Origin of the sequence: Bradyrhizobium sp. SZCCHNRI1009 (genome assembly GCF_032487575.1) — a bacterium.
In the GTDB taxonomy this organism is placed as follows: domain Bacteria; phylum Pseudomonadota; class Alphaproteobacteria; order Rhizobiales; family Xanthobacteraceae; genus Bradyrhizobium.
This window is the reverse complement of record NZ_JAUEUL010000007.1, coordinates 257488-269480: the sequence shown is the minus strand read 5'-3', so window position 1 is coordinate 269480 and position 11993 is coordinate 257488. Positions and strand designations below refer to the sequence as shown.

The window sequence follows — 11993 nt, the reverse complement described above, 5'->3', positions numbered from 1 at the left end:
CGTGGGCGGCAAACGCTCGCGCCGAAGGGAGTTATGAAATGACCGCACAGGGCCAGGCGAAGAAGACGACCTACACCGCCGCCACCAGCGCCGCCGAGGCACGCGCGCTCGCCGACGAGATGGTGAGCGTCATGAGCGAGCTGATCGCCGTCATCGAGCAGGAGACCGAGCTGGTCCGCGCCGGCAAGCTGCGCGAAGGCATGGCGTTCGGCCCGAGGAAGACCGAGCTGTCCCGTCACTACGTCACGGCCGTCGGTCGTCTGAAGGCGAGCCAGAATTTCATGAAGCAGACCGCGCCGGAGCTGCTCGCCACCCTGCACCGTCACCACGACACCTTCCGCGCCATGCTGCAGGTGAACCTGACCGTGCTGGCCACTGCGCACGCGATCTCGGAAAAGATCGTGCGCGGCGTCAATGCCGAGGTTCAGCGCAAGAACATCCCCAGCACCTATACCGCCGGCGGCCGCCGCGCCGCCCCGGGGGCGCGGCACCTCACCCCGCTCGCCGTCAGCCGGACGCTCTGAGCCTCACCGCCAGACCCCCATCTGCATCGCAGCGCCGCGCCGCGCCGCCTCACGGGCCGCGCGGCCATCGCCGCTTAACGCTCGGATAAGCTTAAAAGGCCCGGGCGAATCACAACGCGCCGTTCATCCTATTTCCTAACATAACGTTGATTGGTCATCGGCATAGTTGCAAGCGGGATGGGTTGGGAATTGACTCGATGGCCATGAGGAGGCTGCCATGAGTTCCGATTTCAGCGTAAGACCGGTAGGGACGCCAGCGTCCGTTCCGATAATTCCACCGTCGAGCCAGGCGGTGGTGAGCGCTGTTCCAACGGACCTTCCTCCCAGCCAGACCGTGACCGCGGCCGAGCCCGGCGCCCCCGTGCGCAACGACATCCCGGTCAACATCGCGAACGATCTTTCGGTGTCGCGCCAGGCCTATTACGATCGCGCCGCTGCCGCTCTGGTGTTCCAGGTGGTCAACCGCAAGACCGACCAGGTCGTGACCCAATATCCAGATGAGGCCGTGCTGCGCCGCCGGGCCTACTTCAACACGCTCGATCTGCAGAAGGATCTGCAGAAGGCGGACGTGCCGCGCGTCGTGGCGACCGATCGCACAGCCTGAGCCCCCGCGGGATCGAGCCGCTTCATTCCGCCGCCTGCACGCCGCCCCACCGGGCGGCGTTGCCGTATCGAGCGGCGCAGCTCTGGCGGATCAACTGCTCCGTATCGCGTAGGCGGTGTCGAGATAGGTCTGGCCCGAGGCGGCGTCGGTGACCACGTTCTCGATCTAGGCCTTGCCGTTGCCGGCCAGCGTGAACTTCGTATCGCCGATCCTGAACGCATTGTGCTTGATCAGCATGTCCTGATACTTGTTCACGCCGTCGCGCTGGTAGCGAACCTAGGCGTGAAAGCCCTCGACGTTGGCGATCGAGACCGTGAACGACGTCCCGTTGGCATATCTTCCGCGCCAGCCGCCCTGATGGAGCTCGGATCGACGGCCACGTATCTGCTGTTGCTTCGCGCCGTATTGAACAGGTTCGACTTGTCGGACGCAGACGGGATGCTGGCGATATCGGTCGCGATGGCGCGCCTCCCGCCCCTGCCCCCTGTGGTCAGCTCCGCCCGGACAATCCCGCGGCGATGTGGCAGTTGATGTCGATCAGCGACTTGAGCTTCGCCGGATCCGGATCCATCTGCATCTCGATCGTCTGCTTCATCACGAACACGCCGATGTTTGCGATGTTCTGGCGGATGTCGAGCGGATTCGGATTGTCGTCCGCCTCCATCGCGCTCATGAAGATCGTCCACAAGCGGCGATTGAAGAGCAGAGCCTTGTACATGTTGCGATCGGGGCCATTCCAATTGGCCTGGACTTCCTGCAGCTGCCGTGCCGCCTTCAACAGAGCCTGGGCTTCGATCTCCCGCGGTGATGCCGTCGTCTGCGACGTGCGGGCATAGGCTTGAGCGGCATATGACATCAACTACTCCGGACTGACGCAGGGACACGACCAAACTGCTCAGGTTTTGTACTTTGTGTGCCTTTAAAATATGGTTAGCGGCCGTTAGCGGAATTTGTTTCGTCGCGTCACGGAGCACCGCAAATCGCTTTGTTTGGTGCACCTCTTAATTTCTTGCGAACGCGCTGATTCAAAATGTCCGGACGAAGATCGTACGTTGTTCATCCAACCCGGCGGCGCGAACTACACGAACAACGGGCGTTCTCGCAGAGCTCAACTACCGCTCCCCGACATCGAACGGAGACCAGTGCCGGCACGCTCGGCATGGCCAAACGCAGAAGCGGCGGGCAAGGCCCGCCGCTTCGATGAGATATTATTCCAGCTCGTTCGCGCTCAGCGCAGGAGCTGCAGCACGCTCGCCTGCGACTGATTGGCCAGCGCGAGCGCGGACACCGCGATCGACTGGCGGGTCGACAGCGCCTGGCTGTTGGCCGCCTCTTCGTTGGTGTCGGCCAACGTCAAGTTCGACGAGCCGGTCTGCAGCACGTTGATCAGGTTCTTGTTGAAGTCCTGACGGACCTGCACGATCGACAGGTTCGAGCCGAGCGACGACGCCTCGGAGCGGATCGCCGTCGATGCGCTGTTCAACGTCGACAGCACCTTGTTGGCCGAGTTGCTGTCGAGGAAGTCGGTTCCGACGACCAGCGCCGACAGCCCGAGACCGGTGCTGTTGAAGGTCACGCCGGTGATGTTCAGCGTGGACCGTCCGGTCTCGTTGAACACCAGCTTGAGCGTATCGCCGTTGAGCAGGTTGATGCCGTTGAAGGAGGCGTCCTGCGCCGTGGTGTCGATCTGCGCCAGCACGTTGTTGTACTGGGCGATCAATCCGGCACGTGTGGTCTGCGAGTTGGTGTCGGCCACCGGCGTGGATGCGGTCACGCCGTTGAAGGCCTGGCTTGCCGCCGTGGAGGAGCCGGCCACCGCGCCGATCGTCGAGGACGCCGATTCGTTGGTGGTCAGGATCGTGAGCTGGCCGTTCGTGCTGAGGCTTGCCTGCAGATTGTTCGCCGCAAGCGCCGTATTGAGCTGCGCCAGAGTCGATATCTGCGAAGCGCCGGTGCCGAACGTTATGTTCGTGGCGACACCGCCTCCTGTCGAGGCTATGGTCAGTGTCTGTCCTGACAATGCAGGCGGATTGCGCGTCGTGGTCGCGGCCGTCAATCCGAGCTTGGCCAGGGCCGTGCCCGACACCGTCAGATCCTGCGCCGTGCCTGTCGCGAGAGTTATCTGGCCGCCGCTCACCGTGGACGGCGTCGCGGTCGCACCGGTTACGGAGTCGATAGCTGCAAGAAGGTTGCTGACGGTGTCGCCGACGCCGATATTGGTGCCGGCCGAGACCGAACCGGCCACGAAGGTGAACACCACGCCGTTGACCACGAGCGTGTCGCCGGTCGTGACGCTGCTCGCCAGGTCGTTCGAGGTGGAGCTCGCGGTGCCGGACAGCCTGGTGGAGCCGGTGATCGCGACCGCCGTGCTGGTGTTGTCGTTGTTGACCACAGAGCCGGTCACGAACTTGTTCGAGGAGCTGCCGAGCAGGTTGTTGGCCGTCGCCCCCGGAATGACCGCGGAGGTCACGCTCGACTTTGTCGTGTAGCCCGTGGGAGCCTGGAGCACCTGGCTTGCGATCGACTTGGCGCTGTCGACCAGCTTCTGCAGCGAGGTGAGACCGGTATTCGCAGCCTGGAGAACCTGGACACCGTTACCGATGCTGTCGAGCAGGTTCGCAATGTCGCTCGCGCGGTTGTTGAGCGATTGCGCGGTGAAGAATTCGGTGGGGTTATCGAGCGCCGTGTTGACCTTGTTGCCGGTGGCCAGGTTGTTTTGAGTCGTGGCCAGCAGCGATGCGGTGTTTTGCAGCGCCAGCAGGTTTTGGCGAACCGAAGCCGAGAGAACGATACCGGACATGTGTGTGAAACCTTCCTAGTTATTCACCAGGAGGTTCTAGTCCACCCACTTTTAAAACATGGTTAATGGCGCTTTAAATTTCTTGCTTAACGACTGGTTGCGATCCCTCAGCTCCACTCGCGTCCGGTTCCAGACCAGTATTGATACGGGCCGGACGGCCAAACCAGGCGAAAAAAAGCGGCGGGGTTTCCCCCGCCGCCTTGGTCGTCGAGATGCGATGCCTTGCGGATCAGCGCAGCAGCTGCAGCACGCTCGCCTGCGACTGGTTGGCGAGCGACAGCGCGGACACCGCGATCGACTGGCGGGTCGACAGCGCCTGGCTGTTGGCCGCTTCCTCGTTGGTGTCGGCCAAGGTCAGGTTCGACGAGCCGGTCTGCAGCACGTTGATCAGGTTCTTGTTGAAGTCCTGACGGATCTGCACGACCGACAGGTTCGAACCCAGCGTCGAGGCTTCCGACCGCAGCGTCGAGCTCGCCGAGTTCAGCAGGGTGATCACCTTGTTCGCCGAGTTGTTGTCGAGGAAGTCGGTGCCCGAGGTGAGGTTCGACAAGCCGAGACCGCCGGTGTTGAAGGTCACGCCGGTGATCGAGAGCGTCGACTTGCCGTTCTCGTTGAAGGTCAGCTTCAGCGTGTCGCCGTTCAGCAGGTTGACACCGTTGAACGAGGCGTCGGCCGCGGTCGTGTTGATCTGCGCCAGCACGTTGTTGTACTGCGAGACCAGGCTCGCGCGCTGCGTCTGCGCGGTCGCATCCGCCACCGGAGCCGCCGCCGTCAGGCCGTTGAAGGACTGGCTGGAGGCCGCCGCCGTACCACCGATCGCGCCGATCGTGGCCGAAGCCGCGTCGTTGGTCGTCGTGATCGAGATCTTGCCGGTCGTATCGATCGAGGCCTGCAGGTTGTTGGCTGCGAGCTTGGCGTTGAGATCGTTCAGCGACTTGACCTGCCCTGTCCCGAGGCCGAACGTGACACTCGTCGCCGTGCCACCTCCTGTGGCGCCGATCGTCAAGGTCTGTCCCGACAATCCGTCGCCGACGGCAGTCAGCCCGAGCTTGGCCAAGGTGCCGGTGCTGCCCGAGAGCGTCAGTCCGGACGCCGGCGGCGTCAGGGTGATCGCACCCGCAGTGATCGACGCGGTAACGCCGGTCTGGGTCTGGATCGCCGACAGCAGGTTGCTGACGCTGTCGCCGATGCCGATGTTGGTGCCGGTCGAGGACGTGCCGGTGACGAAGGTGAAGGTGGTGCCGTTGACGACCAGCGTCTCACCCGAGGTGATGCCGGTGGACAGATCGTTCGACGAGCTGCCCGACGTACCCGACAGCTTGGTCGAGCCGGTGATCGCCGCCGGCGTCGTGTTGTCGTTCTGCACGACCGAGCCGGTCACCGCCGTCGAGCTGGAGCCCAGCAGGTCGGTGGCGGTCGCGCCGGTCAGAGCCGCCGAGGTCACGCTCGACTTGGTGGAGTAGCCCACCGCGCTCTGCAGCACCTGGTTGGCGATCGACTTGGCGCTGTCGACGAGCTTCTGCAGCGAGGTGATGCCGGTGTTGGCGGCCTGCAGCACCTGCACGCCGTTGCCGATGCCGTCGAGCAGATTGGAGATGTCGGAAGCGCGGTTGTCGAGACCCTGGGCAGTGAAGAAGTTGGTCGGATTGTCGAGAGCCGAGTTGACCTTCTTGCCCGTGGAGAGGTTGTTCTGCGTGGTCGCGAGGAGCTGAGCCGTCGACTGGAGCGAGAGCAGGTTCTGGCGAACCGACGCAGAGAGTACGATACCTGACATTGTCATTCCCTTCTGGATGAACATGAGTAGACATCGCCGCACCGTTCTGTCGGCGATGGCGCAGACTGATCCGCGGAATCCTACCCGTTCGTTAAATTGACTTCGGAACGGCCCCTCGGGGCATCCGCTGCCGCCGTTAATGCTAATTGGCCGCTAATCAGCTCGATCAAATGCGCGCAGATCGCCGGAATTCGCGGTAAAATGGCGCGCAAACGCAGGCCTTGCGGCCGGCCCACGCCAATGCGCGGTGCGACCGTTAAGGCAGCGCTAACCAAGAGCTTGGGGAAGGGTGGCAGGTCAGGAGGGGGCGCGGTCGGCGCACGGGAGGACGATCTCGACGCTGGCGGCCGGGCCGTGCGGCTCCTTCAGCTCCAGTCGCCCATTCGAGCGCCTGACGAAGTCCTCGACCAGCCGGATCTCCGAGAATACCGCATCGGCTGGAGCCGCGTCCGCCGCGCCCGCTGACGCCGTCAACACGATCTGCACGTCGGAGGAGTTGCCGCCGGCGCCCGAGCCGTCGACCCTCATGCGCCTGGCCTGGATATCGATGCGGCCGCCATGCTCCAGTCGATGCCGCGCACCGATCGCAAGACACAGCAGTGCCGCCATCAGCTGACCCGGATCGGCGAAGACGGCCGGCACGTCCGCGCTCACCGATGTCGTCACCTCGACCCCGGTGCCCAATGTCGGACGAAGCAGGCGAGCGACGTCGACCAGGAGCTCGTTCAACTCCACCGCACATGGCTGCGGCGGCCGGCCCCTTGCGAACGACAGAAGCTGCGACGTCAATCGAGCGCCCCGGGTCGCAGCCTCGTCGATCAGACGCGCGACGGCCGCCAGTTCGGGCTTGTCCTCGACCGCCTCGGCGAGGATGTCGATGGTCCCCGTGATCACGGTGAGAATGTTGTTGAAGTCGTGCAGCAGGCCACCGGCAACCTGACCGACGATGGCCATCCCTGGATGGATGTCGGGCGTCGCTGCAGCCGGAATGTCTGCGCTCGGGCTCGGCAGCGACTGATTGGACCGCTGGTAGGTGGAAGAAGCCATGAATCCTGCAATACCTGTTTGGGGGGGAGGACGGCGGGGCTATCGGAACGCAAATGAACGGACGCCGCTGCAATGTTCAGCTTCGTCTTGACGCTCAGCCTTGGCGCTCAGTCTCATCGCTGACCATCGATCGCGCCCCGGCTGGATGCAGCATCAGTCGGACTCCTGCTCCTGCCATGACGACAACCTCGTCACCGCCAGTCGCAGGACACCGGCCGATGCCTCCACTCGCGACGAGAGTTGCATCCGACAGAAAAAGATCCGTCAACGAATCAGCGCGCTTATTAGCGATTTTGGCTTCAAGATGTCCGCTGTCAATTGCGGCGCTTGCTACGTGGTGCCGTGCCCGGCGGAGCTGCGGCGCCCGGAGCAACGAGACATTCGCCGCAAGCGTGCTGCGCTGCCTTCACGAGCCGAGGCGGGGGCCGATGCGTGCCGACTGTATACAACCGCGCGCGGTCAGACCAGCACATCGCACACACGTTGATGGCTTGGATCCGCAACGCGCATTCGCGCCCGTCTGCACGACAACGCACACAGCAGGAGCGAATGGTCTTTACTGGGAATATTACCCGCGATTCTTCTTGTCAGCGGATGGGACGCAGTTCTATGGAACCATGAGGGCATTGAGATCTGCGAGGCTTCGTTACTGCAATGCAGGAGATGGCTTTGGACCCCAGCTTGCGTTCTCCGAACGGCTTCCTGTCGTCGCTGTCCGACGATGATTTCGAGCTGATCCGACCCTATCTGCGGACCGTGGATCTGGTGCAAGACTCCGTTCTCGCCGAGGTCGGCGAAAAGCTGACACGCATCTACTTCCCCCATCGCGGTGTCATCTCGCTGGTCGTGAACCTCGCGCGCGGAGAGCGCGTTCAGGTGGCCATGATCGGTCGCGATAGTCTCTTCGGAAGCATGTCCCTGCTCGCAGGCAGCGATCCGGTGGTGCTGAACAGCGCGGCGGTCCTCGTTCCCGGTGCTGCATCGGTCGTCGATATCGACAGGGTCCGGGCAGCCGCCGAACAGAGCCCCTCGTTTCGCGCGCTGATGTTGCGTCACGCACTCGCCATCTACGTGCAGTGTCAGCAGACCGCCGGTTGCAACGCCGCCCACACCGTCGAGTCGCGTCTCGCCCGTTGCCTGCTGCAGACGCATGACCTTTCAGGCGGCAACAAGCTCTACATCACCCAGGAGTCCCTGGCGCAGATGATCGGTGCCCGTCGCAACAGCGTCTCGCTGGTGGCGAGCACGCTGCAGCAGGCCGACTTCATCCACTATAGCCGCGGCCATATCGAGATCATCGATCTGGACGGGCTGAAGAGGACGGCGTGTGAGTGCTACGGCGCCGTGAAGGCTCACTACGAGAATCTGGTCCGGCCGCGCAGCCTGCCGTAGGCAGGCGTCGTTCCGGCCGTCGCGCGCCGGCGCCTCGCCGAACGCCCTTGCCTCCGTACAACTACGGCCCATCGCATGATCCCCATCACCGATGCGGACGGAATTAACGCGCTGTTCAACGGGCGCTGATAATTGTCGACGTGCTGACGAGCGCGAGTTCCAAGAAGCGTCGAATAATCTTCGTGCTGATATATCTCGCCCGTGTTCGGCTTTTGACCAGACGCGCGGAGTAATGACATGGCCTTTGATCTGTCGATGCCGATCCTGGTGGTCGATGACTACGCCACTATGATCCGGATCATCCGCAACCTGCTGAAGCAGCTCGGATTCGAGAACGTCGACGACGCCAGCGACGGATCGGCCGCGCTCTCCAAGATGCAGGCCAAGAAGTATGGCCTCGTGATCTCCGACTGGAACATGGAGCCGATGACCGGCTACGACCTGCTGCGCGAGGTGCGTGCCAGCCCGGAACTGTCGAAGACCCCGTTCATCATGATCACGGCCGAGTCGAAGACCGAGAACGTCATCGCCGCCAAGAAGGCCGGCGTGAGCAACTACATCGTCAAGCCGTTCAATGCTGCGACGCTCAAGACCAAGATGGAAGCCGTGTTCGGCCCGGCCGAATAGCCGACCCCCCTTTGAATGCCCTGCGCGGCGGCCGGACCGGTGTCCGGCCGCTTTCTCTTTGGCGGACGAACTCCGCGCGGTTGACGTCGGCAGGACGCATACATCGCCGCCCCCTCCCCGTAGTCGTACGGAAACCAAAATTTACGAGGGGGTCAGAGCCGGCCGATAGACGTAATCCTGCTTGCCGATGACCATGTCAGGGTGGCAACGGGACAGGGAATTCATGCGCAACGAACTCCTCGTGATCGAAGATGCCGCCGTGCATCTTTCCATCTTGCGAAAGATTGCAGCCCAGGCCGGCCTCGCCACGACGGGCGTGAGCTCGGTCGACGCCGCCTCGCTCGTCCTGCACAAGAGGGACTTCGACTGCGTCACGCCTTACCCCTCCCTGGGAGACCGCTCCGGCACCGAGGTTCTCGAGCTCGACATAGCTCCCCCCTTCTCGACGCCGATCGACCTGATGCGGTTCCGGCAAACTCTCAAGCAGATCGCGCAGGAGACCGATCGCCGGCGGCTTTCAGAGCGGCAGGCTGGTAGCAGGCGATGAGCAAAAAGAAGCGCTTTCTGGGAGCGCCTGCAGCGATCGCGCTGATCCTCATCTGCGTCATTGCCGGCAGCAACCTCTTCTTCCTCACCAACCTGCGCGAGAACGCGCTTCAGCACGCCGAGGAAGATCTCAGCCGCCATAGCCTCACGCTGGCGGAGAACGCCGACCGTTCGGTGAAGTCCGTCGACCTCGTGCTCACGAGCGTGCGCGACTACCTCGTGCGCGGCGGCGCTATCGACGCTGCGACGTATCGCAATGTCGCGTCAGACCATCAGACCCACCTCCTGCTCAAGGAGAAAATCGCGGGACTGCCGCAGATCGATGCGGTGACGCTGATCGACGCACAAGGCAGGCTCCTGAACTTCTCGCGCTACTGGCCGATCCCGGACGTCAACATCGCCGACCGCGACTACTTCAAGGCGCTGAAGGCCGACCCTGCGCTGCAGACGTTCCTCAGCACACCGGTTCAGAACCGCGGCGACGGCACCTGGAACATCTATTTTGCCCGCCGGCTCGACGATTCCAATGGCAAGTTCATGGGCATGATGCTCGGCGCCATGTCCGTACCCTATCTGGAGAACTTCTTCGGCTCCACCGCGCAGGGTCTCGATGCCGCGGTATCGCTGGTCCGCGAGGACGGTACGCTGCTCGCGCATTTTCCGCCCACGAGCGAGATCGGCAAGCCGACCTCCGGCTTCGGTCAGCGCGCGCTGTCGGCCGGCGGCGTGCTGCGCGAGCCCTCCGCACGAACCGGCGAGATGCGCCTGCGGGCCGCAAAGATGCTGCCCAACTATCCCGCGATGATCGTGGTGTCGGTATTCGAGCACGACGTCCTGAAGGCCTGGCGTGACATGGCGACGCTTCTGGTCATCGTGTCGCTGGTGAGCGCGATGGCCGTGCTCGCGGCCGCGGTCCTGATCTCCCGCTGGTGGGAACGCCACGAGCACCTGATCGAGGCCGCCGAGGCCGCGAACGCGGCGAAGTCCACCTTCGTCGCCATGATGAGCCACGAGATCCGCACGCCGATGAACGCGGTGCTCGGCCTCGCCACGACGCTGCTGGAAACCAATCTCGATCCCGAGCAGCGCCGCTCGGTGGTGGCGATCCACAATGCCGGCGACAATCTGCTCGAGATCCTCAACGACATTCTCGACTTCTCCAAGCTCGAATCCGGCCAGCTCTCGCTCGAGGACATCGCCTTCTCCGCCGAGGCCCTGGTCCACAACACGCTCAGCATCATCGGGCCGCGGGCTTCCGCCAAGGACCTGAAGCTGAGGAGCGTCGGCGACCCATCCGTGCCGCCGGCGCTGGTCGGCGACGCCGGCCGCATTCGCCAGATCCTGCTCAACCTGGTTTCCAACGCGGTCAAGTTCACCTCGTCCGGCGAAGTGGTCGTCACGACGCGCTGCATCGAGCAGGATGACGAGAAGGCGACCGTGGAATGGACGGTGACCGATACCGGAATCGGCATTGCCGCCGACAAGATCGGCTCGCTGTTCGCGAACTTCGTCCAGGCCGACAATTCGATCAGCCGCCGGTTCGGCGGCTCCGGACTCGGACTCGCGATCTGCAAGCGACTGATCGAGCAGATGGGGGGTGACATCAAGGTCACCTCGACGCTGGGCAGCGGGTCCACGTTCTCGTTCCGCCTGACGCTGCCGATTGCCGAGACCGTCGCGGTGCCAGAGCAGAACGACGACGGCATCTACGCCTCGCTGCAGAACCGGATCGCGGCGTTCGGCCGGCCGCTGCGCGTCCTCGTGGTCGACGACAATCCGACCAACCGCCTGGTCGCGACCAAGATGCTCAAGGATTTCGACATCCAGACCGACACGGCCTGCGACGGCGCCGAGGCCGTCACCGCCGCCAGCCGCTTCAACTACGACCTGATCCTGATGGACGTCCGCATGCCGGAGATGGACGGCTTCCAGGCGACCCGGACCATTCGCGCGCGAGGCGAGCGCCGCTCCAACGTGCCGATCATCGCCTTCACGGCGAACGCCTTCATGGAGGATATCCGAGCCTGCCGGGAAGCCGGGATGAACGACTTCGTCGTCAAGCCGGCCCGCAAGAAAGCGCTCGTGGAGGCGATCCTGCGCGTGCTGCCCCTGCCCGTTCCGGTGCCGGTGCCGGAAACCGCGGCGTCGGACGCCCCGCTGGTGCCGGCTCAGCCGGATGCCGCGGCCGCCGACGTTGCCGCCGACACCGAAATTGCTCCCGAAGCGGCGCTGGACCGCGAAGCCTATGCCGAGCTGGTCGGCGAGATCGGCGACGAGGCAGCACAGGAGATCCGCGACGTGTTCTTCAGCGAAACGGATGCGCGGCTGAAGCAGCTCCGCCGGCTGACGCTCGACGGCGAGCGCATCAAGATCGGCCGCGAGGCGCACTCGCTGAAGAGCGCAGCCGGCACCTTCGGGTACCGCCGGCTCGCAACCTACGCACTCGCGCTCGAGAAGAGCGCGCCGCGCCTGTCCGCCAGGGAGTATGCCGAGCTGCTCGACAACATCGAGGCCGCCTACGCCGCCGCCCGCGCCCAGGAGCTGCAATATTGAAGCGGGGAGGCCGCAGGCCTCCATGGCGCATGCCGATCGGCGCGACGTCCCCGTACGGCGCACCGCGGCGACGAGGACGGGCTCGGACGATCGAGATGGCAAACGAGACGTTCACGACGCGGATTC

General features: G+C 64.0%; 10 protein-coding genes. 6 read left to right on the top strand and 4 right to left on the bottom strand.

The window, feature by feature from the left end; translation table 11 throughout:
• The first annotated feature begins 38 nt into the window (after positions 1 to 38).
• Together QX010_RS15790 and QX010_RS15785 are read left to right on the top strand one after the other, a co-directional pair.
• Positions 39 to 524: a hypothetical protein gene (locus tag QX010_RS15790; protein ID WP_316180418.1), complete on the top strand. Its 486-nt coding sequence runs from the start codon at positions 39 to 41 to the stop codon at positions 522 to 524.
• Between the two features lie 217 nt (positions 525 to 741).
• Entirely contained in the window at positions 742 to 1128 is a 387-nt protein-coding gene (locus QX010_RS15785) for a hypothetical protein (RefSeq protein ID WP_316180416.1), read from the top strand.
• Positions 1129 to 1618: 490 nt separating this feature from the next.
• Here QX010_RS15785 and flaF read toward each other — a convergent pair whose 3' ends face one another.
• The 4 genes from flaF to QX010_RS15765 form a co-directional block, all read right to left on the bottom strand.
• On the bottom strand, positions 1619 to 1984 hold the full coding sequence (gene flaF / locus QX010_RS15780) for a flagellar biosynthesis regulator FlaF (RefSeq protein WP_315715999.1): 366 nt from the start codon (positions 1982 to 1984) through the stop codon (positions 1619 to 1621).
• A gap of 372 nt (positions 1985 to 2356) precedes the next feature.
• A complete protein-coding gene (locus QX010_RS15775) occupies positions 2357 to 3928 on the bottom strand; it encodes a flagellin (protein ID WP_316180414.1) in 1572 nt (523 codons plus the stop codon).
• Between the two features lie 229 nt (positions 3929 to 4157).
• Entirely contained in the window at positions 4158 to 5702 is a 1545-nt protein-coding gene (locus QX010_RS15770; protein WP_316180412.1) for a flagellin, read from the bottom strand.
• Between the two features lie 297 nt (positions 5703 to 5999).
• The gene (locus tag QX010_RS15765) at positions 6000 to 6749 is read right to left on the bottom strand and encodes a histidine kinase dimerization/phospho-acceptor domain-containing protein (protein WP_316180410.1); all 750 of its coding nucleotides are present in this window, start codon (positions 6747 to 6749) and stop codon (positions 6000 to 6002) included.
• Between the two features lie 669 nt (positions 6750 to 7418).
• On the opposite strand from QX010_RS15765, the gene QX010_RS15760 reads away from it, so the two are divergent.
• From QX010_RS15760 to QX010_RS15745, 4 genes are all read left to right on the top strand, one after another.
• Positions 7419 to 8141 (top strand): Crp/Fnr family transcriptional regulator, encoded by a 723-nt coding sequence (locus QX010_RS15760; protein WP_315800638.1) that lies wholly within the window; start codon positions 7419 to 7421, stop codon positions 8139 to 8141.
• A 237-nt stretch (positions 8142 to 8378) separates the two neighbouring features.
• Positions 8379 to 8768 (top strand): response regulator, encoded by a 390-nt coding sequence (locus QX010_RS15755; protein WP_008968243.1) that lies wholly within the window; start codon positions 8379 to 8381, stop codon positions 8766 to 8768.
• A gap of 223 nt (positions 8769 to 8991) precedes the next feature.
• A complete protein-coding gene (locus QX010_RS15750; RefSeq protein WP_316180408.1) occupies positions 8992 to 9315 on the top strand; it encodes a response regulator in 324 nt (107 codons plus the stop codon).
• On the top strand, positions 9312 to 11867 hold the full coding sequence (locus tag QX010_RS15745; RefSeq protein ID WP_316180407.1) for a hybrid sensor histidine kinase/response regulator: 2556 nt from the start codon (positions 9312 to 9314) through the stop codon (positions 11865 to 11867). Before QX010_RS15750 ends, QX010_RS15745 begins: the two co-directional genes overlap by 4 nt.
• Positions 11868 to 11993: the final 126 nt, after the last annotated feature.